This window comes from Ruegeria sp. SCP10, from assembly GCF_040329495.1.
Taxonomy (GTDB): Bacteria; Pseudomonadota; Alphaproteobacteria; order Rhodobacterales; family Rhodobacteraceae; genus Ruegeria.
Genome location: NZ_JBDZYF010000007.1, coordinates 152425 through 174552 on the forward strand (window position 1 = coordinate 152425; position 22128 = coordinate 174552).

The 22128-nt window shown below is 53.8% G+C and carries 22 protein-coding genes; 4 read left to right on the forward strand and 18 right to left on the reverse strand.

Annotation, left to right across the window (positions count from 1 at the left end; translation table 11 throughout):
- The gene (locus ABLN87_RS15410; protein ID WP_353011642.1) at nt 1-1125 is read right to left on the reverse strand and encodes an efflux RND transporter periplasmic adaptor subunit; all 1125 of its coding nucleotides are present in this window, start codon (nt 1123-1125) and stop codon (nt 1-3) included.
- 381 nt (nt 1126-1506) lie between these two features.
- Here ABLN87_RS15410 and ABLN87_RS15415 point away from each other — a divergent pair, with 381 nt between their 5' ends.
- Nucleotides 1507-3216 carry an FAD-dependent oxidoreductase gene (locus tag ABLN87_RS15415; protein ID WP_353011644.1) on the forward strand — a complete coding sequence of 570 codons (1710 nt, stop codon included), beginning with the start codon at nt 1507-1509 and terminating at the stop codon, nt 3214-3216.
- 524 nt (nt 3217-3740) lie between these two features.
- Here the strand turns inward: ABLN87_RS15415 and ABLN87_RS15420 are convergent.
- The 3 genes from ABLN87_RS15420 to ABLN87_RS15430 all read right to left on the reverse strand — a co-directional run bounded on the left by ABLN87_RS15420 (nt 3741) and on the right by ABLN87_RS15430 (nt 8443).
- Nucleotides 3741-5156: an RtcB family protein gene (locus ABLN87_RS15420; protein ID WP_353011646.1), complete on the reverse strand. Its 1416-nt coding sequence runs from the start codon at nt 5154-5156 to the stop codon at nt 3741-3743.
- Nucleotides 5149-6186 (reverse strand): hypothetical protein, encoded by a 1038-nt coding sequence (locus ABLN87_RS15425; RefSeq protein WP_353011648.1) that lies wholly within the window; start codon nt 6184-6186, stop codon nt 5149-5151. The genes ABLN87_RS15420 and ABLN87_RS15425 overlap by 8 nt, the downstream gene beginning before the upstream one ends.
- A 700-nt stretch (nt 6187-6886) precedes the next feature.
- Nucleotides 6887-8443 (reverse strand): vWA domain-containing protein, encoded by a 1557-nt coding sequence (locus ABLN87_RS15430; RefSeq protein ID WP_353011650.1) that lies wholly within the window; start codon nt 8441-8443, stop codon nt 6887-6889.
- 173 nt (nt 8444-8616) lie between these two features.
- Between ABLN87_RS15430 and rtcR the strand changes: the two genes are divergently transcribed.
- On the forward strand, nt 8617-10179 hold the full coding sequence (gene rtcR / locus ABLN87_RS15435; RefSeq protein ID WP_353011652.1) for an RNA repair transcriptional activator RtcR: 1563 nt from the start codon (nt 8617-8619) through the stop codon (nt 10177-10179).
- Between the two features lie 334 nt (nt 10180-10513).
- Entirely contained in the window at nt 10514-10759 is a 246-nt protein-coding gene (locus tag ABLN87_RS15440; RefSeq protein WP_353011654.1) for a hypothetical protein, read from the forward strand.
- 31 nt (nt 10760-10790) lie between these two features.
- Here the strand turns inward: ABLN87_RS15440 and terL are convergent, their stop codons facing one another.
- From terL to ABLN87_RS15470, 6 genes are all read right to left on the reverse strand, one after another.
- Entirely contained in the window at nt 10791-12221 is a 1431-nt protein-coding gene (gene terL, locus ABLN87_RS15445) for a phage terminase large subunit (protein ID WP_353011656.1), read from the reverse strand.
- A 22-nt stretch (nt 12222-12243) separates the two neighbouring features.
- Complete coding sequence (locus tag ABLN87_RS15450; RefSeq protein ID WP_353011658.1) at nt 12244-12642, reverse strand: DUF5681 domain-containing protein; 399 nt, start codon at nt 12640-12642, stop codon at nt 12244-12246.
- Nucleotides 12639-13451 (reverse strand): DNA-methyltransferase, encoded by an 813-nt coding sequence (locus ABLN87_RS15455; RefSeq protein WP_353011660.1) that lies wholly within the window; start codon nt 13449-13451, stop codon nt 12639-12641. Before ABLN87_RS15455 ends, ABLN87_RS15450 begins: the two co-directional genes overlap by 4 nt.
- A complete protein-coding gene (locus ABLN87_RS15460) occupies nt 13448-13969 on the reverse strand; it encodes a ParB/Srx family N-terminal domain-containing protein (protein ID WP_353011661.1) in 522 nt (173 codons plus the stop codon). Before ABLN87_RS15460 ends, ABLN87_RS15455 begins: the two co-directional genes overlap by 4 nt.
- 78 nt (nt 13970-14047) lie before the next feature.
- A complete protein-coding gene (locus ABLN87_RS15465; RefSeq protein ID WP_353011663.1) occupies nt 14048-14533 on the reverse strand; it encodes a hypothetical protein in 486 nt (161 codons plus the stop codon).
- Nucleotides 14534-14537: 4 nt separating this feature from the next.
- Nucleotides 14538-14741 carry a helix-turn-helix domain-containing protein gene (locus tag ABLN87_RS15470; protein ID WP_353011665.1) on the reverse strand — a complete coding sequence of 68 codons (204 nt, stop codon included), beginning with the start codon at nt 14739-14741 and terminating at the stop codon, nt 14538-14540.
- A gap of 112 nt (nt 14742-14853) precedes the next feature.
- On the opposite strand from ABLN87_RS15470, the gene ABLN87_RS15475 reads away from it, so the two are divergent.
- Nucleotides 14854-15342: a hypothetical protein gene (locus ABLN87_RS15475; protein ID WP_353011667.1), complete on the forward strand. Its 489-nt coding sequence runs from the start codon at nt 14854-14856 to the stop codon at nt 15340-15342.
- A 188-nt stretch (nt 15343-15530) separates the two neighbouring features.
- Here ABLN87_RS15475 and ABLN87_RS15480 read toward each other — a convergent pair whose 3' ends face one another.
- Genes ABLN87_RS15480 through ABLN87_RS15515 form a run of 8 tightly spaced genes read right to left on the reverse strand, consistent with a single transcriptional unit; the run spans nt 15531 to nt 21942 of the window.
- Nucleotides 15531-16097: a prepilin-type N-terminal cleavage/methylation domain-containing protein gene (locus tag ABLN87_RS15480; RefSeq protein WP_353011669.1), complete on the reverse strand. Its 567-nt coding sequence runs from the start codon at nt 16095-16097 to the stop codon at nt 15531-15533.
- Nucleotides 16094-16450: a type II secretion system protein gene (locus tag ABLN87_RS15485; protein ID WP_353011670.1), complete on the reverse strand. Its 357-nt coding sequence runs from the start codon at nt 16448-16450 to the stop codon at nt 16094-16096. The genes ABLN87_RS15480 and ABLN87_RS15485 overlap by 4 nt, the downstream gene beginning before the upstream one ends.
- Nucleotides 16443-16838 carry a pilus assembly FimT family protein gene (locus tag ABLN87_RS15490; protein WP_353011672.1) on the reverse strand — a complete coding sequence of 132 codons (396 nt, stop codon included), beginning with the start codon at nt 16836-16838 and terminating at the stop codon, nt 16443-16445. Before ABLN87_RS15490 ends, ABLN87_RS15485 begins: the two co-directional genes overlap by 8 nt.
- Nucleotides 16825-18042 carry a type II secretion system F family protein gene (locus ABLN87_RS15495; RefSeq protein WP_353011674.1) on the reverse strand — a complete coding sequence of 406 codons (1218 nt, stop codon included), beginning with the start codon at nt 18040-18042 and terminating at the stop codon, nt 16825-16827. The genes ABLN87_RS15490 and ABLN87_RS15495 overlap by 14 nt, the downstream gene beginning before the upstream one ends.
- A 36-nt stretch (nt 18043-18078) precedes the next feature.
- Complete coding sequence (gene gspD, locus ABLN87_RS15500; RefSeq protein ID WP_353011675.1) at nt 18079-20082, reverse strand: type II secretion system secretin GspD; 2004 nt, start codon at nt 20080-20082, stop codon at nt 18079-18081.
- On the reverse strand, nt 20079-20585 hold the full coding sequence (locus ABLN87_RS15505; RefSeq protein WP_353011677.1) for a hypothetical protein: 507 nt from the start codon (nt 20583-20585) through the stop codon (nt 20079-20081). Before ABLN87_RS15505 ends, gspD begins: the two co-directional genes overlap by 4 nt.
- A complete protein-coding gene (gspM, locus tag ABLN87_RS15510) occupies nt 20582-21145 on the reverse strand; it encodes a type II secretion system protein GspM (protein WP_353011679.1) in 564 nt (187 codons plus the stop codon). The genes ABLN87_RS15505 and gspM overlap by 4 nt, the downstream gene beginning before the upstream one ends.
- Nucleotides 21145-21942 (reverse strand): PilN domain-containing protein, encoded by a 798-nt coding sequence (locus tag ABLN87_RS15515; RefSeq protein ID WP_353011680.1) that lies wholly within the window; start codon nt 21940-21942, stop codon nt 21145-21147. Before ABLN87_RS15515 ends, gspM begins: the two co-directional genes overlap by 1 nt.
- Nucleotides 21943-22128 lie beyond the last annotated feature (186 nt).

The window sequence follows — 22128 nt, forward strand, 5'->3', positions numbered from 1 at the left end:
CTACTCCCGATTGAACAGCGTCAGGTCTATGATCTCGGGCGATACCGGGCCGCCCGGCCGCGCCCTCTGGATGCCAGCCACGACAACTAAATCCTCTTTCGAGATACCGTTCGTGACGATGCGCAGACCCTGCCATACTCCACCGGTTTCGATCTGTCTTCGCTCAACAATTCCCTGATCGTCCACGACATACACGATGGAAGACGCCTGATCCGCGACGACGGCTTCATCTGGGATCAGGACCGCTGTGTATTCACCAGATCCCAACAGCCGCAACCGTCCGAATAGGCCAGGTTGAAAGAAGTGGTCTGCGTTCTCGAAAATTGCCCTGCCGATCAATGTCCCTGAATTTGGATCCAATGTGTTCTCTACAAACTCCATATGACCGGCGTGGCTCCAGCTTGCCTCATCAGATAGTCTGACGGACACAGGATTGGGCTCTGTCCTCGAAGTTCGACGCTCTCCGCTCAGGTCTAGCCTTGTGTAGCGAATGAAATCAGCTTCTGAGACGGAGAATAGGAACTCAATCGGATCGAGGCTAACAATGGTGGTCAAGGTCTGGCCACCAGCGACCCCGCCTACGACAAGATCTCCGACATCAACGTTGGTTGCGGATATTCTTCCGCCGATGGGTGCGAGAATTTCGCTGTATTCCAGCTGCAGTTCAGCTGATTTCAGGTCAGCGGTCGCTAAATCGACATTTGCTCTGGCGCGCGCGAACTCAGCCGAGGTCCTTTCTACTTCGCTTTGCGCCCCAACATTCCGCTCGGCAAGCGTGCTGGCCCGATTGAACTCAATCTCGGCAAATTCCAGCGTTGCCCTGCTGACAGCCAACCTGGCCTGTGCTTGTTGCAATGCAATCTCGAAGGGCCTTTGGTCGATAACGTACAGCAGATCGCCCGCCTCAATCAGCTGCCCCTCCCGAAAGGAAATCGACTGCACAAAGCCCGAAACTCTGGATGCGATTTCGACCTGTTGACGTGCCTGAAACCTGCCGGTGTATTCATCCCAATCCACTATCAGCTCTTCAAGCGGATGCGCGACCTCGACAACAGGGGCATCGGTCTGCGCCAAAGAAGCAGAACAACCAAACCAAAGGACTGACGACGCCAATATAAAATGCATGAAACATCCGAAAACGTATGGAAAACCCCTGTCACTCTTGATGTCAATCATCACGCTGCCTCAGTTTTTGGACGTCTAAAAGCACTTGGCTAATGGACCAATTAAGACTCCTAGATATTCTATGCTTTTGATGTTTGTTGAGGCTTTCAGATTTTTGACATTTCTAAATTCGAAGTGTTTCCATGCTATATCGACTGTCAAACCTTTGGATTAGGTCATCCGCTTATAAGGCATTGGAAAAAGGGCGCTAACCAGTACTGCGCTATCTGCTAAATATACGGTTGGCGTAGATGCAGGGCGTTACATCAATTTGATGATAATCTGAAAGACGATTGCTTGCTGAGGTGTGACTGTGTTCAGAATCCTGGGGAGTTGAGAAAGATGGAACCGATCGACACGGGCAACTTTGAGAATTCGCGTCAAAACCACAGCCTGGATCCGTCTGATCCATATGCACGCGAGCAACAGACATTTCCATTTCTGACATCTGAAGAAATAGACCGCGTGAGGCAATATGGCCGCGAAGAATCCGTATCACCCGGCACTTATGTTTTCAAACTCGGTGAGCGCTCTGTAGATTTTTTTGTCGTCTTGGAAGGTGCCATCGAAATCGTCGAGCATGATCCAGATGGCAGCACCAGAGTGAACACTGCGCATCGAACACAGCAATTCACAGGTGAGTTGGACCTGTTCAACAACAGACGGATTCTTGTCGATGGTATCGTTCGTGGTGCGACTGTTGACCAGCCAGGTCGACTGCTTCGTGTTCCAAGGCAAGAATTTCGCCGCCTGATTTCGGCCGAGCCCGAGCTCGGAGAGAAAATCACCCGCGCTTTTATCCTAAGGCGCACAGGGTTCATACAACACGGTGAGGCGGGGGCGACTTTGATTGCATCGCATGAAGATGCCGATGCGATTAGGATGGCCCGTTTTCTGAACCGTAACGGTTATCCGCTGAAGCGGCTTGATCCAGCCCTAGCGGACGACAAAACACATGCAGACGCCCTGCTGAATCAACGGAATCTGACAACAAATGATCTTCCGGTTGTACTTGTCTCGAACATGGTTTCACTGTCAAAACCATCCAACAAAGAACTCGCCATTGCATTGGGTCTGACTGAAGATGTCAGCCCGGACAAACCCTACGACGTCATTGTTGTAGGCGCCGGCCCGGCGGGTTTGTCGACCGCGGTTTATGCAGCCTCTGAGGGCTTGAGCACTCTCATAATCGAACAGGAGGCACCGGGTGGTCAGGCTGGAACTTCGTCAAAAATCGAGAATTACCTCGGGTTCCCAACTGGTATCTCTGGTCCCGCGCTTGCAGGGCGCGCTTGGATCCAATCTCAGAAGTTTGGTGCGCAGTTCGCCGTAAGCAGAAAGGCGGTGGGAATTGAATGTGAAAAACAACCCTTTCGCTTAGGACTTGATGGCAATGACCACGCATTCGGTCACAGTGTGGTCCTGGCAACTGGCGCAAGATACCGAAAACTTGGTCTTTCTGAAGAGGGCAGGTTCGAGAACAGGGGCCTCTACTACGCAGCATCCGCGCTGGAAGCAAAGCTGTGTGAAAACTCGGAAGTTGTGGTAGTTGGTGGCGGAAACTCAGCCGGTCAGGCTGCAGTGTTTTTGTCCAGCTATGCAAAAAGGGTCCATATGCTCATTCGAGGCAAAGACCTGTCAGCAAGTATGTCCGACTATTTGGTTCAGCGAATTGCTGAAACCGACCGAATTTCTCTTCACGGCCAGACGGAGATCACCGATCTGCACGGAGACGATAAGTTGGTCGAAGTCACTTGGAAGGGGCCGCAGGAAGAAAAGCGCAAACCGATCAGCCACGTATTTGTCATGATCGGTGCGGTTCCGAATACAAGCTGGTTGAATGGTTGTGTCGAGTTAGACCGTAACGGTTTTGTCTGTACTGGAACCGATGTAACAGAAGGTCGTGCGACATCATCATTCGAAACTTCTCGCCCCGGAGTGTTTGCCGTCGGTGATGTGAGAGCTGGCTCTATCAAACGGGTGGCGTCCAGTGTTGGTGAAGGTTCGGTCTGCGTTGCATCCATACATGCGTGGCTTTCTGCCATCGCATAACAAGCACGGATGTGTCGCAATTGTTGAACTGAGATTGATGAACACTGAGTTTTCCAAGTCTGTTCCCGTCGAATTGTTCTTGAACAGTTTGAAGCATGGTCTCTCTGAATGGCTGGCAATTTTATTGGGATGCAGGTTTGTATTCTGAGTTAACATCTGTTTGCAGTGCGAGTTGCCTTATCGTGATTTGGAAGGGACTATGGCCCAGGGAGGCCTGTAAGTGGACCACGCTAAGTACAACAGGTGGGTAGTCGGGTATTTCGCCGATAACCGCGGTACGCGCGGTCGTATTAGCGATCATCGCAGCTTCCTGGCGCACGGTTCATGAATTTGCCTATCATCTAACATCTTTGTTGCAGCGAATGTCCGCTAAGCAGGCTGCGATTGCAGCATTCAGACAGCCTGCGCAATGTCCGGTTTGGGCCGATCTCCCCCCTGCGCTCAGTCCTTTTGACAGATTCCATGTATTCATCGAACTTCCATCATCAGGATGTTGAATTGGAAGTTGCCAAGGTCGCCAGCTGTTACCGGCGACCTTTCTTTTTGTTCTTCCAGAATGGCGGGACATCACCAGCCATGATGCAGCCGTAAGGATCGATGTAGTCTTCGATATCTGCCAGATCATACGACTTGATCTGCGCCACAACACTGTCGGCGCTTTTGTAGCTGGATGGCAGCTCGGAAGCGTCAACGCCACCGGCGTGAAACCGGATATCCAAACCTTCGGTTTCGGCCTTCAGCATCTGATCCGGCGTGACCGACCCCATCCGGCGCTTGTGTTCGGACCGCGAGAAATTCCGTCCGGCCCCATGCGGGCTGAAGCCCAGCCCGTGACCAGCATCGTTGCCGCGCACGACCAGAACCGGCTCGGACATGTTCAGAGGGATCAGCGTCAAACCTGTTGCGTCCGCCGCATAGTCTCCCCAGGCCGGGGTTGCCCCCTTGCCGTGGTAGAAGAGATCGCCCCGCTTGAAGACGAAGTTATGCTCGTTCCAGAACCGCTCACCCACGTCACCCACGCGCGCGGCCTCGACCGTCGCCTGATGGATCGCGTTGTGATTGGCCTTGGTCCATTTGCGGATCAGTTGCAGCGCCTCCCAGTAATCACGCCCTTCCTCGGTATCGGCTGGAATCCAGGCGTTCTGCTTGGGCGTTTTTGGCGAGAGCTGTTTCCGGAACCGCTCGGCCACGGCCATGCCGTTCTTGTACAGAACCGCCCCCGGCCCGCGCGAGCCGTGATGGGTCACAATCGCCGTCCGCCCGGTTTTGCGCGAGCGGCCGACAAACAGGAAATGGTTCCCGTCGCCTTGCGTGCCCATATGTTCCTGCGCCATGCGCAGAGACTTGGGGTTGTCCAGAAACGGGTTTTCACGGAACGCATCTAGCAATTTCAGCGAGGTCGTGAACCGCTTGCCCTGAGGTCGCCCACCCGGCCCAAAATGCGTCACAGATTGCGCCGCATCCAGTACCTGCTTTGGGTCCGCATCCCCCAGATCGGTGATCATGACCGAGCAACAGATGTCCGCCGAGTGCATCCCCGGATGAATCGCATTCCGCGCGGCGGCCACACCGCCAACCGGGATGGTGCCAACCGGCCCGGCCGGACAGGCATCCGGCATGATCGCCCCGGCCTCAATCGTCGGAGTCCGCATCAGCGCCGTCATCGTCTCGCGCACCTTGGAGACGTTGTCCTCTTCGTCCGGATGCACCGCGTCGATGTTCTCGTGAAACGCCACCTCCCCGGGTGTACGCAGGTCCAGCGTTGGCGGGATCGGAGGGATCTCGCCCTCCAGCTCCTGCCGGATGCGCACCAGCCCAAACCCCTCGGCCCGCATATCATTCGCGCGCGCCAGCAGGGCCGGGAACTGCTTGCCGGGGCGATGGCCCCAGTCTTTCAGATGGTCCCCGGTTACGGGGTAGTTTTCGGCTTCTTTAGTCATTTACTTTGTCTTTCTTCATATTGCTCGGATACTTGCGATGGAAAAACTCCATGCGACTTCGTACCGATGCCGCAGAATCTTTACTCAATAGCTTGACCTCATCAGAGAATTCCTTGCCTCCATCCCTGATGAATTTGTCAGCTATCTTCTTACGAACCATCGCAGAGGCGTCACGCGCACCAGAACGCACAACGGCCGCGCAATTTGCCGGATCAATATCCAGAACCCGTTCTTTAAAGATCGGAACGCGCCTGCTGATACCCAGAGGCTTGTTGACCCATTGCTTTGCGTATCCACTTTTCCAACGCACCTGTTCATTCAAAACGCATTCGGTAGCGGCTGATCTGACAAACGGCGACCTCGCGGATCTTGCCAGTCGATTCAGGGCATGATCCAACGCACTCTCAACGATCTGTCTTTTGAGCACATGCACCAAAGGGCCATTTGTTTGTTTTGCCAAAGCTTCTTCCAAAGCGGAAAGCCAAAGAGGACATTCCCTTAGAATATTCAGAGCTTCGGCACCTCCGCGTTGCCATATTCCGACTCTCGCAACAGCAAATACCACCAAGCTGGCCAGAGCCGTTTGAGACAATTGGGGCGCACGGGTGCGTAACCGATCAAACGCTGCTTCGCGCACTTGTGGAACCCAATCGTTGCAACGCTGCAATAGTGCCGTTTGCGCTGCGGTATCCTCGTCTCCGATGATCATCGATTGAACAGCGGACTGTCGATATCGTCCATTGTGGCTATGTACAAATAGCCATGCGGTCTGTGGACTTCTTGCAATTTCCTGCTCAAAAAATGGCGGTTTCAAGCGCAGGATTCGGGTAACCACACCGGGCTTCCGACTCCCTTGGAATTCAGCGTCTCGATGTACGCGGCGCAATTGCGGATCAATCCGGGCGACGTCCCACGGGGAAAGCCGAGCCCTGTGCGCGTTGAAGCGGCGGAGTGCCAAACTTGGGCGGCCGTTCAAACACATTTCAACAGCCTTACCAGCCAAATGGAGCGTTTTTTGAATGTCTGTCATCATCATACTCTATGCATTTAACCAGTAGCCCCGGCGACAAGGGGTGAAGAAACAGTTGGGAGGCCCGCCCCGCATCTGAATGGGCAGATGCGTTTGCCGTCTGGGCGCCGGCACGGAGGGGAGTTGAACCCACTCGACCTGTCCCTGGTGTGCCATGTAGTTCCTTCGGCATTCGCCGGGTATTCCTTTCGTTTCTTGTCTCGGCGACAAAGCGGTTGTGTTTGCGTGCAAAGCACGACCAGGGTGAAACGCCTACTCTACCTGACTGAGCTACCGTCCTTCCCACAAGGGGCTGGGACGAGCGGGATTCGAACCCGCGACACGGAGATTAACAATCTGTAGTTCCACCGGCATTCGCCGAGACAGTTTCCTTTCAATTCGGGTCAGGCAGACAAGGGGTGGTGAGACAGCGCCCTTTGACGGGCGCGGATCGTTAACAGCGATGTAGTCCCACCGGCATTCTGCCTGACTTGTTCGGGTCCTGGCGACAAAGGGTTGGTGAAACATCTTCCCTGAGCTACGCGCATAGCGCGGCGAGAGTTGAACCCGCGACCTCCGGCCTGCTGACCGGTGCTCTAACCTGTAGTTCCACCAGCATTCGCCGGGAAATGTCTGTTTGGGTCAGGCGGACAAGATGTTTGTGAGACATCTGACAGAGTTCAAAGCTGTAGTCCCACAGGCATTCCGCCTGACCCGTTTTTCAAAGTTCGATCTTCTCGATCTCGCCGACCCAATGATCCGGGCCGGTCTGACCGGCGGCAAAGGCCGCGATCTGGTCAAAGACCGCATCCGAGAAACCGCCGACATTAAGCACATCGGTACGTGTCTGCGCCTGTGTGGTCCCGTATGGGGCGATATCGATGCAGACCAGTTTGGCCTTCGGGTTGCGACGCTTGATCACTTCCCATTCTTTCAACATCGCCGTGCCCTGACCGCCAGCGCGGGCATCCACCCAAGACTGGTTGTCAGACACGAATACCACCAGGTCCGGTGCGCGACCGCGCTTGTTCAACCAGGCCAGCGGCGCGGAACAGTTCGTCCCACCTCCGGCCAAGGCGGCCAAACGCTCGGCATTGGTCAGGATCGTGTCGCGCGGCTCCAGACGTACATCACGCACATCGAAGTCGAACGGCAACACCTGACATCCGCGGTTCACGCGCTGGAACGACGCTGCGACCAGCGCCGCCACATCCACATGCCGTACAGCCGAGGTCGCCCCCGGGCGGTAACCGGTCACTGCCCATGTCATCGAGCCCGACACATCCGGGCACACGACAACCTGACCCGAGACCTGCGGTACGTTTTGCACCGCGATCTCCATCGCGTCATGCAGAGCATCCACGATCTCGCGCGGCATATCGCCGTTCACGTTCTGCGCCGCCACCATCAGTTGGTACGGAAACGCTCGCGCCTTGGCGATGGCCTTCGGATCCCGCAGCAGTGCAGCCACATGATCCACATTCTTGGCCACGTTGAAAACGCCATGACGCTCGAACGTGTTCAGGTTCTGCCGCACCATCTGCCACGAACCCTTGCGCGCGATCCGCGCCCAGTGTTGTGGCGACAGCTCCAGCTGCGTCAGCATCTGGAACGGTACATCCGGCACCGGACCCTTGCCCGTCTCACGAAACGCGATCCATTCCTGCAAGGCCCGTGGCAGCCGTGCCAGATTGCACGGCCGCCCGACGATCCAGGCAAACAGCGCCTCCCGCTCGGCCGAGGCCGGTTTCGGGTGCACCATCTTGATCACGTCCGCCAGCGACGGGTCATTCCCGATATTGGCGTTCAGCAGCGCCCGGTCAGATGTGGTGTTCAACCAGGCCTGCACCATGGCTTTTGGCGCAGAGCCCAGAGATTTCCGCCCCGTCTGACCCGACCGGATGACCTGCACGAAGGTGCGCAGCATCTTGCCGTTATCGATCACATGGGCGAAAGCCGCACGAAACAGAACCGGGTCACGCCGGGCTAGTATGGCCAGCAACACGGCGGGCATATCCTTCATGTAGCCAGACTGACGGGCATGAATTGCAGCCTGCGCCAGAAACTTCGGCTCAACTGCCTCGGCCACGTCCAGAACATATTCCAGCTCCTCTTGCGGCGACTGATAGAACATGCCCCCGAAGGTCCCAGTCACGGCGACCTGAGCCAGAGCATGGGCGTCGGAATAGGCATAGGCCCGCGCCCCATGGGCGTTCTGTGCAGTTGCCTTTGGCAGCAACCGGCCTTTGATCGATGCAAACACGGATTTGTTCGCCATTTCTTTGTCCTCGTTTGTTTGTGAGGATGTTTTTGCATGGTTCGGTTCGCGATCAGAGAAAAACTTACAACTGAGTTAAGCTATTGATTCATTTAAATTCTATCGCCCATTGAAGAAATTTGCGCCAAGCTGTACGATACAAAAAGATCAGAAAATATAAAAATAGATAAGATATGAAAAACGTCGTTATTGGATTCCTCGGTACGCAGCTGGATATGGGCAAGAAACGGCGCTGGAAGCCGACGCCCAGCCTGACCATCCATGACCATTTCAATGTCGACCGGCTTGAGCTGCTGCACGACCACAAATTCAATCGACTTGCCCATCAGGTTAAACGCGAAATCGAAGAGCTATCGCCCCAGACCGAGGTACTGTTGCGCCGAATGGACCTGACTGACCCTTGGGACTTTCAGGAGGTGTATGGCAAGCTGTTCGACTTTGCACGCATCTATGGGTTCGACGAAGATCGAGAGCAATACCACGTCCACCTGACCACAGGCACACATGTGGCACAGATCTGCTGGTTTCTGCTGACCGAAAGTCGGCATATCCCCGCGCGTTTGATCCAGACCGGTCCACCTGGTCCGGATGACGACGCCCCTAAGTTCGACATCATTGATCTGGACCTCAGCCGCTACAATGCGCTGCAGCAGCGGTTCGACCAATTGTCACGCGAATACAGCGATCAGCTGAAGGGGGGGATCGAAACGCGCAATGCGCAATACAACGCGCTGATCGACCGGGTTGAACTGGTGGCCAGCAATTCCGACGAACCGATCCTGCTGCTCGGAGAAACCGGGACCGGCAAGACCGAGCTGGCCGAACGCATTCACAGCCTCAAACTGGATCGGCGCCGCGTCAAAGGTCGCCTGGTCCATGTGAATTGCGCGACGTTAAACGGACCCGACGCCATGGCGACGCTGTTTGGTCAGCGCCGCTCGTACCTTGGGGCGGCGGGGACTGAACGCAGCGGATTGTTGCGCGAAGCGGATGGCGGCGTTCTGTTTCTGGATGATGTGGATGAACTGAATCCAAACATGCAATCCGTTTTGTTGCATGCCATCGAGACCGGGCGTTTCTACCCGTTGGGTGCGGACCACGAGATTTCAAGCCGGTTTCATCTGATCGCCGGTGCGAACCGCGATCTGCGCAGCCTGACGGCCTCGGGTCAGTTTCGCACCGACCTTCTGGCCCGGCTGAACACTTGGAGCTTCACCTTGCCCGCGCTGCGCAGCCGGACCGAGGATATCGAGGTCAATCTGCTACACGAACTGGATCGCTGCGAGCGGGATTTGGGCACCCATGTCGGTTTCAACTCTGACGCGCGCGCGCAGTATCTGGGTTTTGCCAAAGATCCGGCAACCGGCTGGCCGGGAAACTTCCGCGACTTTTCCGGGTCGATCCGAAGGCTGTGTACGCTTGCGCCACGGGGGCGGATTACCCGTGCGATGGTGACCTCTGAAATCGAGGCGCTCAAATCGGATTGGAAATCCACTCAGTCCAATGATGATTTCAAGCTGGTCGCCGATGTGATGGGCGATGCCGCGTCCGAGGTGGACCCTTTTGACCTTGTGCAATTGGCCGAGGTCATCCGGACCTGCCGCAGCTCTGCAAGCCTGAGTGCGGCCGGGCGGGCGTTGTTTGCCGTGTCGCGCGGCAAACGCAAGACACAGAACGATGCAGATCGGTTGAGAAAGTACTTAGGCAAGTTCGGGCTAGAATGGGGCTCAATCTGATCAAAGATGTAGACGCGTTTCCGTGGTTTTACTCAGCTGCAATATCTTTCAAACGATGTTGAAGCCCGACGCTTCCGTGCAAGAGTAAGCGTCGGTACTGTTAGCCACAAGCCAACCCCAAATCTGAGCCGGGCTGCGCCTTTGCGCCTGCAGCGAAAGTCCGGTCCGATGTGTCGCACCGCAGCAAAGGCTAAGTCGAGCGAACGGCAGGCTTGAACCGCATAACAGGCTCGACAACTGGGAAATTTGCCCCGCAATGGCGAATTTGGCGGCGCTTCCGAAGGCATCACCGAATTCACTCGACTTCCTTAGCCGGTCGAGCAGTACTGCTTGTATGAACGACACAACCCGGGAACAGCTCAGTTTTGTTTTTGCAAAGCTCGCAGGCACGCTGGAGGACGCAACATCTCTGGTCGTGCAGGGCCAGAGCCCGTGGCAGCACCCGACGGAAACCGATGGGCTTGTAGTGTCGATTGAGGCCCTGCTGACCCACGCTGAGGCCCGACTTCAGATGCTGAAGACACTCTCTCGCCAAACCGACACGTCTATACGCGGATCACAGAAAACATCAGACGAATAAGAACTGTGCCTTCAAAGCTACCCGAGCGGCTTTATTCAATACGTCCATAACCATTGTACAGACCCGGCCCCATTATTCCGGGAATGTCACCCGGTATGTAGGGTCTGTTACCATAGTTTGGCAGGGACCAGCCAAGCAGCTGGGTCAGTGCATCGACCTGATCATCATGTTTCAGATTGGGGAAGCCAAGGAGTTCGCGCTCAAACTCGGCTAGCCAAGGGGCCGCCTCTGGCAACCACAATTCTCCGGCCTCGATACGGTGGCTCTGTGCCAAAAACCTGGTTTGCTTATCTCCCTGAGGCTTGCGCGCAATAGGCCTCGGCATGTGATTGGGCGCGTTGTCCCGCAGGACCTGAATAAGCTGCTGGCCACTGGCAGCGTCCTCGATCAGCAACGCATTGATGTCATAGCGGTGGGCCTGCTCAATCACCTTGCGCCGAAGTTCGGGAAACTGCAGCTTGTCCCGAAAAACATCGAGTATGTAGACATCCCGATTGCGCAGCAAAGCTGTGACACAGACGGAATAGTCGCTGAAAACGCCGTCCTTGCTGGCCGTGTCCCAGCTTTGTACGATCCGGTCTCCGGTGATTTTCTCGGGTGCGTTGGAGTATCGTTTGAACCATTCCCTTCTGACATGGAGCCCTTCCGCAGGCACCGGGGATTGCTGATACTGAGCAGAGAACACGGCAGTACCCATTATGGACCTCAGGCGTTCGAGATCGGCGACGCTTTCCCGCTCCGGGTGGAGCGCCTCACCGCGCCGGCGCTCGTGGGTTTTACCCTTTCTCAGCGCAACCCGTTCGTCGTTTTCAGCAATGGCGGGCAGGCTGAGATGTTCCCACCCTCCTGAAGCAAGGAGATGGCCGGCCAGATCTTCTTCATGCAGCCTTTGCATCACCAGCAGAATTGAACCCTTCGCCTTGTCGTTCAGGCGCGACGACAGGGTATTCGCATACCAGTTGATTACACGTTTTCGGACGGTCTCCGACATTGCATCTTCTGGCTTTATGGGATCATCGATGATGATATCGCCACCACGGCCCGTCAACGTGCCACCGACAGACGTCGACAAGCGGCCCCCACCCTTTGTTGTCCGGAAATCCATTTCCGAGTTCCCGCCACGCTTGAGACGCGTGTTCGGGAAAATACGCCGGTACCATTCAGTTTGCATGATGGCGCGACAGTCGCTGGCGTGCTTCTGCGCCAGATCACCTGAGTAGCTCACGCATACAAACTTCAGTGTCGGATCCCGCCCCAGCATCCAGGCCACCCAGGCCACCGAGATCGTGATGGATTTCAGATAGCGCGGCGGCATTGTCACGATGAGGCGTCTGTTCTCACCGTCAGCCACGCGCTGTAGCTGATATCCGATCGCGTTATGGTGCCAGCTCTCGGCAAACTGCTCTCCCCCGGAGACTGTTGGGAAAGCCTTCTTCAAGAAGCTCGGGAATTTCTGTCGCAAAGCGGCGTGTAAAACAGCCCTGTCACTGCTCATTGCCCTGCTCTCCCGCGTTTCGCTCCAAAAAGCTTTGAAGAATAGCCTCGTCTTCCTCCGAGAGCTTGTCTTCAACCTGAGAGGCTTCATCCTCCGGACCCAGCAATGCAATGGCCAGTTCCGCCAATTTGCTGATTGCCCGTATATCCGCTTTGACAGCGCGGGCAGTAAGCTGCTTCATTACAAGCTGCTGTTTGGTCAGGGTCTTACGGCGGCCGTTTTCTGTGATTGTTACCCGCTCGGACAGCTCTGCTCTGAGATCCGTTTTTAGCCCCCTCGCCCCCTTTGGACGGCCTTTGGGGTTGCCCGATTGTCCCTTTCTGAACCTCGTGTTTTTAGGAGGCTTTCTATATCCGACCTCATAGTCCTGATCGTCTGAAGCGCTCATGCGATCACTCCATGCGTCTTAGCGATTGTCTGGAAATCGTCGAGACTATCTGCGTGTACAGCTGTCTCACCCGTTGCATCCTGCAAACGACGCACAATCAGATCGACATAAAGCGGGTCGAGCTCGATGCCTGCGCCGACCCGACCGCATTTGGCCGCCGCAAGAAGTGTTGTGCCGGATCCTGCAAACGCATCAGCAATCAAACCGCCACGTCTGGAGCAGTCCATAATCGCATCGGCAACCATATCCATCGGTTTGATGGTCGGATGAGCCGCCAGATCTTCCATCCGGCCCTCCCGAAACGTGTTTGCCCCGGCATAAGTCCAGAGGTTGGAACGATGTCTCCCGGTCTCACCCAGACGAAAGTTGTTGATATGAGGGCCGGTTCCGTTTCGAAACACAAAAACAAGTTCGTGCTGCGAGCGATAGAAAGACCCCATGCCGGCATTTGTCTTTGCCCAGACGCAGAGGTTTTTTGTCTCCTGATAGACACCATCTGAGGCTTCGAGCACCTCGCGTATATGCCGCCAGTCCATGCAGATGTAGTGGATCGAACCGTCTTCGCTATAGTCCACCAGATTGACAAATACAGTATTCAGGAACTTCGTGAAACCGGCACGGGACATCTCCCCGGATGCCATCTCAAACTCACGATGCCGAACCCGACCGAGCCCGGAAACGTGGCCATCAATTGGCACGTTGTACGGGGGATCCGTAAATACCATTTGCGCTTTGTCCCGACCAAACAGAGCTTTCCATGTTGTCGGGTCCAGCGCGTTGCCACAGATGACCCGGTGAGGTCCGATCAACCACAGATCTCCCTCCCGCGAAACCGCTTTAGCTCCGTGTCTGGCAAAGGAACAGGCTCATCCGCATCAGGAACGGTATCAGTGTTTAGCAGGACGTCAATCTCGCCGGTCTCAAACCCCGTGACTTCCAGATCAAACTCAATGTCCAGTTCTTCCAGCCCCTGGAGTTCGATCCGCAGAAGATCTGCATCCCAACCTGCATTCTCAGCGAGTTTGTTGTCGGCAACGACATAGGCCCGCTTTTCTGCCTCGCTCATATGCTCGATGCGCAGAACGGGCACGACTGTCAGGCCAAGTTCTTTAGCAGCGGCAAGGCGCCCGTGACCCGCTATGACCCCGTTTGTCCCGTCGATCAGGATCGGGTTTGTCCAGCCAAACTGACGAATGCTGGCTCCTATTTGTCTGATTTGTTTCTTTGAATGGGTGCGCGGATTGTTGGGATAGGGTTTTACCAACCCGACCTCTACAAACTCGACTTTGCTCCGGTCACTGACGCCCGGATTTACCAGGAAGTTCATGTTTTCTCCAATCAGCAGGTTTTGTAATCCTGTTGATGGAACAAAACGCCCGTAAAAGCTTGCCCAACAATAAGCGGGTTATTTTGAGGCAGAGGGAGCGAATTCGCCCGCGAGATTGCTAAGATCCTTCTGATGCCCGCAATGTCCGTGGAAGAAGTAAGAAACGGCTTTCCAGGCTTTCACTGATTCTGCGTCCGCATCGTCGAATTCAGGCTCGACTTCGTTCAGCAGCTCATAGACTTCATCCGGAACATCACTATCTCCGCGCCACGCAGCCCGAATAGCGGAGTGGATCAACCTCACCCTTCTTGCTTTGAACAACTTTTCTGAATCACTAAGACCCTTTCTTCCGCGCTTCTCGATCTTTCCATCAAGAAAGTTGCACAGCCAGGCCTCCAGTTCCCGCGGCATCGCGTTCAGTCCATGCTTGCGGATTTCCTCAGCAACCTCCTCTGGCTCCACATGCCGGGCACCTTTGTCTTTGAGAATGTGTAACTGTTCCGAAAAGGGTTTAACGTCGAAGGCGAACTCAGTCGTTTGGTCAGCAGAATCACGCTTGCTCATATACCTACTCCAGCAATTGGGCCGCGCTGATGCCCAGTGGTTTTGACAGTTGTTCCAGAACAACAACTGTCGGGTTGCGCACACCCCGTTCAACACCGCTGACATAGGTTCTGTGAAGACCGCATTCCAATGCCAGACCTTCTTGTGAAAGGCCTGCTTCCTTGCGGTACTTTTTCAGATTGCGGCCGACCCGCACGCGTATGTCCATCCGAAGTATCGGTCACGGATGTTGACTAATAATCTACAGACTATAAGTCTCATTTTGCTTGACTACGGATAAACAGCAAGCGTGATTGGACGAGTATAAATCAGAGGTCGTTATGTCAGACGAGTTTCACAACAATGCTTCCAGCCTGAGAGAGCAATATATTGAATATGGTTTTCTAGCTGAGCTCTGTCGCGAGATGTGGAAACGCGACCTCCCTATGGATATCCTACGAAGCCACACCGACAGAAGTGGCTATGATGTTTTGTTGGAAGCAAATGGCACTGTCCGCCACGTGCAATTGAAGTCGAGTTTCGTTGGCGCAAAGACATCAAGGCAAAAGATCAACATTCATCTGTCAGAGAGGCCGTCGGGATGTGTCGTGTGGATCAGGTTCGATCCGGACAACCTAGATTTGACAGAGTATCTCTGGTTCGGTGGTGATCCCGGTGAGCCATTGCCAGAGCTGGGAAACAGAATTGGGAAGCACTCAAAAGGTGACCAGCATGGGATCAAGGCTCAAAGGTCCGGTATTCGGGTGCTGAACAAAGGCCAGTTTGAATCCGTGTCGAGCATGGCTCAACTGGCGGACAGACTGTTCTAAACTGAACTAGTAGAATGTTGCTTACGCAATCAGTTGTACAAAAAAACCGCACCTGGAATAGAAGGCAGATCGTTCCACAATTTGATGATTTTATGAGTCAGATACTACCCCTATTGAGCAGATTCCAAACACCCGGCGATCCTGCTCGTTTAGTGGATAATAGAAGCATCGCTTACCGTTGACCCACACTAGTTCAAAATAAGTTTCACGACAAAGGTACTCCATTTCTGGTCATTGCCGTTTTTTGCTACGATGCGCACTAAGTCTGGCAATCGTGCGGGGTCGGACCAGTCTTCATCCCAGACTAATTCACTAGCCCTATGATCATAATAAGAAAATACAGGATCTACGTATACGGCCACAATCCCCGCATGAACGGAAAAAACGTTCCCTTCATCATCCATTTCAGAAACAGTGACAACAAGGTCACCAAATGCATTCTCCACGAGAACTCTCAGAGCAGCTGCTTCAGAAGCAAACCCTTTGGTTTGAGTTGTTGTAAACTCTAACTGCTCGGTAGTTCCAACGAAACTTACCGGATAAGGTGTAACTTCTGATGGCGAGCTTGCATTGGACAACCAGGATCGAAGGCGTGTTTTAAGAGCAATCTGGTCACTTTGAAAAGTATCAGGGCGTGCGCGGTCGTATACTGAAACCGCGAAACTGAGCGCTCCGGACAATCCTGTTGCAATGAGTGCGAGCAACGCCAATGCGATCAGTAACTCAAGCAAACTGAGACCAGACCTTGCGTTCATCGAACCACCCGAACCTCGGAAACTTGAAACAGAACATCACCGGCAGTGCTTCTGATTTCTACGGTTACTTCGACAAGATCAGAGATGGGCTCTACCGAATCCATCGATGTGATCCGCTGAAATAGCAACCAATCGCCAATCTGCTCTAAGTTCTCTCCGCTTTCCAAAGCGAGGGTCATACCCAGTTCGCTTAGTCTCGAATAGGCCATGTCGGCTGCTTTCACGCGTTCCATGCGTGTGTTTGCATGTGCCAGAAACTCCGCCTGACGGGGCAAAACAACGGACAACACCATCGTCATCACAGTGAAAGCGACGAGCACTTCGAACAACGAATAACCCGCGCGCTTATTCATCGTTCAGAACCGTCGAAATTTGACCAGTTAACGGTCGCAGAACAAGGATTTCCCGTTGCTCACCTTCAGCCAAACAAAACTCAGCGCTTGAAGCGGTGCCGTCAGGAAAGAAAATCAACTCTACATGCTCGTTGGCACAATCCACTACTTCGATGTGAACCAATCGTTTGGATCTGATAGCCTTCAGTCGAGCATCGCCAACCAGCAAAACAAGATGCGCGACCTGGCGATTCAACTTGAGCTCATCAGAAGGCGGACGAAAGCCAGCAGCAGCGATTGCGACAACAATCGTCAAGATGGAAAGCACAATCATAACCTCGAATAGAGAGTATCCCGCGCGGCTTCGCGAATGTGCTGACACCTGCACTAAGGTTTCAGAACGCAACATCGTTTAGCGACATGATGGCAGAAATTGTTGACATGATGACACCTCCGACACCAAGACCTATGGCCAATGTCAGAACTGGCGTTATCAAACGAATGGATTGGGCTCTGATCTGGGTGCTCCGTGCCCGAAGGTCTGCAACAAGGCGGTCCAAAACCTGAAGCATTTGATCAGACGCCTCGGCAGCTTCAATCATCGCCACTGTCATTGGATCTATTAGCAGCGTTGATTTTAGGGTAGCCGAGAATGCTTCACCGGCAACAACTCTTGCTTCTGACTGTTCAAGAAGTGCTTGATAGGCAGGCAGGCTTGTCGCTTGTCGTGCGGTGTCGACTGCACGTGGAAGCGTGGAACCGCTAGACAGCATCATGGTTATCCCATCAAGGATTTTCAGTGTTTCCGAGAGGCGCAGATGTTTTCCGACAATCGGTAGCTTCAAAAAAACTGGGTACAAAGAGCAGGCCAGGCGCACTTTGAGAAACTGCCAAGCAACAACAAAACCTAGCCCAAACATCAAAATGAAGATCCACTTGTCGAGGATGATGTCCCTCAATTTCGTCATAATTCGCAGGACAAAAGGCGGATGAGAGGTCGCATTCTCGAATACAGGAACAAGCGTCGGCGCGAGATAGAAGACCAGCAATACCATAACAAAAAAAGACATTGCGATGAGGATGACAGGGTAGATCATCGCAGAGCGGATTTCTCGTCTCTGTTTTGCCTCGCTTTCCAATCCGGATGCAATCCTTGCCGCCACACCACATAGGTTGTTGGCAGCTTCGCCGATCTCAATCAGTGTGATCAGACGCTCAGGAAAGTAGCTTCCTGCATTGCGCATAGCTGTCGCCAGAGTTTTGCCATCGGCTACGTCTTCTTCGAGGCGCAACACAGATTGAGTCATACGCCTATCTTTGACATTTTCAGAACAAAACCGCAGTGCCTGACGCAGAGGAAGATGAACCTCCAATAAGCCAGCAAGCGTTCGAAAGAAGTGTTCCAAAGCGACTGGGGACGCTTTGGTTTCCGCCGCTCCAAAGGAGATATCTCGCTGCCACCAGGGCAAAGCAAAAGAGCCTTCTTCAATGACAACCGGCTGCAAACCCTTCCCGCTAAGAACGCCGTATGCCACTAGCTCACTTGCAGCCTGGAGCTCGCCTTTCTCGAGCTTTCCCAATCTGTTATACGCAGTGTACGAATAACGCGGCACGTTGGTGTCCCTGCCCAGAAATCAGCGTTTCGTTCGCTACTCGGTGATCCTGTGGCCAACAGATTGTGTGGGAACACCTCTTTGCAATAATCCGTTTGCACCAGAGATACGCCCTCGCAACTCGTCAGTGATTGATTTGGCTTCATGTCCGTTTCGAACGACTTTTGGGGTTATCAAAATAAGCAATTCGCGCTTGCCTACTCTATCAGAACGATTTCTGAAGAGCGCGCCGAGAACCGGGATGTTTCCTGCACCAGGAACCTTCGTATCTGTGCGCGTTCGACCCTCTTCGATCAAGCCCCCAAGTGCGATGGTTTGCCCGTCATGGACCACGACATTTGTTTCGACCCTGCGCTGCGAAATCGTTGGGCTGTCGATACCTGATGTTGTCGTGTTCTGAACACTGCTTACCTCCTGATCAATATCGAGGATTACCTGCCCGGATTGCGCCACACGCGGTTTAACTTTCAGGATAATCCCCGCATCCCGGTAGGCTATCGTGTTGATAACGGGTGCATCGGGATTCGTCACATCTTGGGATTGTTGAGTTGCAATTGGCACCTCATCCCCAATCTGCAAACGCGCCTCTTGATTGTCCAAAACCAGCAAGTTCGGTGAAGAGATGATGTTAACATCAGTTATGGAAGCCAACGCATTGATTGCAGCGCGCGCCGAGTTCGTCTGGAACAACAGGGACAGCCCCGGGAATGTCGGAGAAACAGCACCGCTGGAGGCGTCGGTAAACACGCCCTCAAAATTTCCCTGCTCAAAGAACCAGCGCAATCCAAAGTTCAGCTCATCTGTAAGAGAGACTTCGACAATCGTAGCTTCCAACAGAACCTGAACCGGCACGGTGTCCAACGCCTGTAGAAGGCGCGAGAAGCTTTCCTGCTCTGTGTCATTGCCCCAAACAATAATCGCGTTTTTCGCATCATCTGCAACAACCCGCGGGGCGCCTTGATTTGCTCCGTCATCAGCCTGAGCAATATCCTGCAACATCTCTCCCAGTATCGGCGCAAGATCTTTAGCAATACGATGCTGTAGGTTGTAGACAGCAGGGCGACGGCGCGCGCCACCTGCCGTTCTGTCCAAATCCCTTATCCACTGTTCTGCTTTGGCCAGATAGGTCGAGCGCGTACTGACCACAATAACGGCAGACAGTCGTTTGCTCGGCACAAATGTCATCACATTTTGCAAGCTTCCCCCCTCTTCTGTTTCGAAGATAAGGTTCAACTCTTCCACAACAGCTTCCGGTTCTGCCGCCTTTAGCCTATAGAGCCCAACTGATTTCCCTTTCAGAACATCGACATCAAAAAGATTAACGGCATCAATCGCGGCAGACATCTCATCCCGAGCGCCAGAGATTAGAATGATGTTGCGATTTGGAATCGGAATCAGTTGTACGGTATCGCCGACGATGGGATTAAGAAGCCGGATCATTTCCGCAGTACCAATGTATTCAAGCGGCACGGCAACCAAACGCGCACCGGCCTGCTGCGATTGCCCCAGCGGGGTGACGCGTTTGGATGACCCTTTCAAAGGGACAATCGTTATCAAGTCGCCCGAGACCTGAAGTGCGGCACCATTGAATCCCAATACTATCTCAAAAGTGTCCAACAAGGCCCGTTCGCTGAGGGGCCGTGTCGTCTGCAGGGTAACCAGTCCTTCGATCCCCGGCTTGATTGTGTAATTCTTGCCAAGCGCATCACCAAGAACGGCCTTGGCGGCCTGTTCAATGGGAACATTAACCAGATTGAGAGTGATCTCACCGTCATCCGAAACTTCGACTATCTTGCGACGGCTTTGGTTGGCCGACAAGAACTCATCAGTACCCAAGTATCGTCTCTCCGGTGCCGGCCCGTTCAGCGCAAGCCGCAAGCTATCCGCTCCGGTTTTTGATGAACCCCGAAATGCGGACTCTTTGTTCGCCAAATATCTGCTGCTAAAGCCGCCTTCTGACTCCCCGTCACTACAGGCCGCCAAGAAAACAAAGCTCATGGTAACGAATAACGTGCCTATTCTTTGCAATAATGTCATCATTGGTACATCTCAAATCGAAGAGTTTCTGTGCCCTGCTTCATTTCCACCCAATCGGTTCCGATATCAGACACAATCCAGCCGTTAATTTTGGCACCGATCCTTGCCCAGTCCGGATTTGCACCCTCGACTGAGATCAGCACTTTGTTTTCCTTCGCGCCCATCATGACGCCGTGCACCATGACGGTTAGATTTGCAGAGGACCGAAGCTCAGCCTCAACGATATCAGCCTCCAGCTCGGCCGCAGTCTTCCGTAGATTTCTCGGGCGTCGCTCTGGCGCAAACAGGGGTCTTTCAACAATCACTAAATAGTAGTTTTTAGACCTCGGCGATCTTGTGAAATTGCGGCTTTTTGCAGAAACATCCGGTTGGTAGTGTTCAACCCTAGCGTCGACTCGAGCACGGTTAGGGGCAGAGAGCATCACTTTGGCAGCAACATACAAAGAAAACGCCGATGCGAGCGCCAGTAGCATCGTTCCGCCAATTGCATGTAGAAGAGGTTTCATTCGGCAACGACCTCTTCAAGATAGATTGGTGCGATTAGTTCGAGCTGCGCATTCAGGACAGGCTGAGATCGATCATCGGCGGGCTTTCTGAACTGCCGGAACTGAGCTTTCTCCACCAGCAAAGCCGGTGTCGCGTATTCGATCTCTTTAAGAAAGCCCGTGACCTGATCCAGAGAAGCTTCGAATTCCAATCGAAAGCTGGCAGCATCAACCGTAGCGATGCGCTTTGCTTTCAAAGGTGTAATAGACCTCAGGCTAACACCATTGTTTGCTGCTGATGCTGTAACAACAGTCTGAATTTTCGCAGTCACTGCGCCGATCTGCTCAGCACGCCAAAGGAATTCCTGGTTTTCATTCTGGGCGAGAATTTCGCTTTGCTGTTTCAGCCTATCAATTGTTGCCTGTGTCCTGTCAATCTCGGACAGAGCCTGATTGCGCATCTCTAGGCCCCGCGCTTTCCAGGCATTTAGCGGCGCCACAATCGAGAAACAAACCAAAACCGCGATTGCAGCGCATGCGGCAAATGCACCAGTTGCGTTTATGTAGCGTCGCCTCAACACTAACCCGGCGCCCCCAGATCAAGAGTAATCTCAAACTGCTCTGATCCACGGGCTGTGCGTGAAACGGGACCACTAATACGTGGGTTTCCGAACCCAGAACGCTCGCCAAGCGATAAGACTGCCTCAGCCGCTGAGTTCCCCGCTTCGCCCGTGATAACAACGCGAGATGTGTTGAAAGCCATACTTGAAACCCAAACATCATCCTCCAGGCTGATCGTCAGTTCACGAAGAGTATCCACAAGCAATGGCCTCAGCATCACCGCATCAACGAGAGTAGTTTTCTGAGCTTCCGTCTGTCGAATTTCTTCGACCTTGTGTCTTTCTAAAAGCGCCTGAGACCTTAGGGTGTCAAGTTCTAGTTGCAGCACCCGAGTGTCGATGCGAGCCGACCAGCCAGGATATAGCCAGGCAGAGAACAACGAAAGCAACGCTGTGCATGCCAAAGCGATGTTCAGCTTTCGGAACGTTTGGCGACCAGGCAATATCTCATCGGAAAAATCCACAACGGGAAGCGGAGCGCTATCAATGTCAACAAACAGCTTGCAAACCCGGTAGCCATTCCTTTCCAGATTGTGTTTCCAGCTTTGAACATCTTCGCGACGTACAATCCACTGCGAAACCTCGATAACGCTGTTCTTTTTGGCGGGTCGCCCAAGACGCCAATAGATGTCTGCCAACTCAAAGGGGGTGCGGCTTTGGAGGTCGAGCAAAGCCACCTCTTGCAGCTTATCACAGGCGGTTACTGGCAGGACCAACCGCCGCTCAAAGAATAGCTCAGGCGGCAGATAAACATCCAACACAGCCGCTGCGACTTCCCCCTTAGATAAGCTGACCTCATCGGCCAGAGCATCAATCGAAACAGAATCCTCTGCCCCAACACTACCCTTCGCGCGCAGTCTGATGGGCACAGCCAAAGGTTGACACAATAATACTGCGCCCACCCATTCTGGTACAAAGCTAGCCGTCCAACCAGTCAGCTTAGC

What these genes read in the sequence shown, in the direction of transcription:
- ABLN87_RS15485 (WP_353011670.1), bottom strand. Translation starts at nt 16,450, where the DNA reads ATGAATAAGCGCGCGGGTTATTCGTTGTTCGAAGTGCTCGTCGCTTTC.
- ABLN87_RS15450 (WP_353011658.1), bottom strand. Translation starts at nt 12,642, where the DNA reads ATGAGCGCTTCAGACGATCAGGACTATGAGGTCGGATATAGAAAGCCT.
- ABLN87_RS15420 (WP_353011646.1), bottom strand. Translation starts at nt 5,156, where the DNA reads ATGACTAAAGAAGCCGAAAACTACCCCGTAACCGGGGACCATCTGAAA.
- ABLN87_RS15475 (WP_353011667.1), top strand. Translation starts at nt 14,854, where the DNA reads ATGTCAGACGAGTTTCACAACAATGCTTCCAGCCTGAGAGAGCAATAT.
- ABLN87_RS15415 (WP_353011644.1), top strand. Translation starts at nt 1,507, where the DNA reads ATGGAACCGATCGACACGGGCAACTTTGAGAATTCGCGTCAAAACCAC.
- ABLN87_RS15465 (WP_353011663.1), bottom strand. Translation starts at nt 14,533, where the DNA reads ATGAGCAAGCGTGATTCTGCTGACCAAACGACTGAGTTCGCCTTCGAC.
- ABLN87_RS15460 (WP_353011661.1), bottom strand. Translation starts at nt 13,969, where the DNA reads ATGAACTTCCTGGTAAATCCGGGCGTCAGTGACCGGAGCAAAGTCGAG.
- ABLN87_RS15480 (WP_353011669.1), bottom strand. Translation starts at nt 16,097, where the DNA reads ATGAACGCAAGGTCTGGTCTCAGTTTGCTTGAGTTACTGATCGCATTG.
- rtcR (WP_353011652.1), top strand. Translation starts at nt 8,617, where the DNA reads ATGAAAAACGTCGTTATTGGATTCCTCGGTACGCAGCTGGATATGGGC.
- ABLN87_RS15425 (WP_353011648.1), bottom strand. Translation starts at nt 6,186, where the DNA reads ATGACAGACATTCAAAAAACGCTCCATTTGGCTGGTAAGGCTGTTGAA.
- ABLN87_RS15490 (WP_353011672.1), bottom strand. Translation starts at nt 16,838, where the DNA reads ATGTTGCGTTCTGAAACCTTAGTGCAGGTGTCAGCACATTCGCGAAGC.
- ABLN87_RS15410 (WP_353011642.1), bottom strand. Translation starts at nt 1,125, where the DNA reads ATGCATTTTATATTGGCGTCGTCAGTCCTTTGGTTTGGTTGTTCTGCT.
- ABLN87_RS15470 (WP_353011665.1), bottom strand. Translation starts at nt 14,741, where the DNA reads ATGGACATACGCGTGCGGGTCGGCCGCAATCTGAAAAAGTACCGCAAG.
- ABLN87_RS15440 (WP_353011654.1), top strand. Translation starts at nt 10,514, where the DNA reads ATGAACGACACAACCCGGGAACAGCTCAGTTTTGTTTTTGCAAAGCTC.
- ABLN87_RS15505 (WP_353011677.1), bottom strand. Translation starts at nt 20,585, where the DNA reads ATGAAACCTCTTCTACATGCAATTGGCGGAACGATGCTACTGGCGCTC.
- ABLN87_RS15430 (WP_353011650.1), bottom strand. Translation starts at nt 8,443, where the DNA reads ATGGCGAACAAATCCGTGTTTGCATCGATCAAAGGCCGGTTGCTGCCA.
- gspD (WP_353011675.1), bottom strand. Translation starts at nt 20,082, where the DNA reads ATGATGACATTATTGCAAAGAATAGGCACGTTATTCGTTACCATGAGC.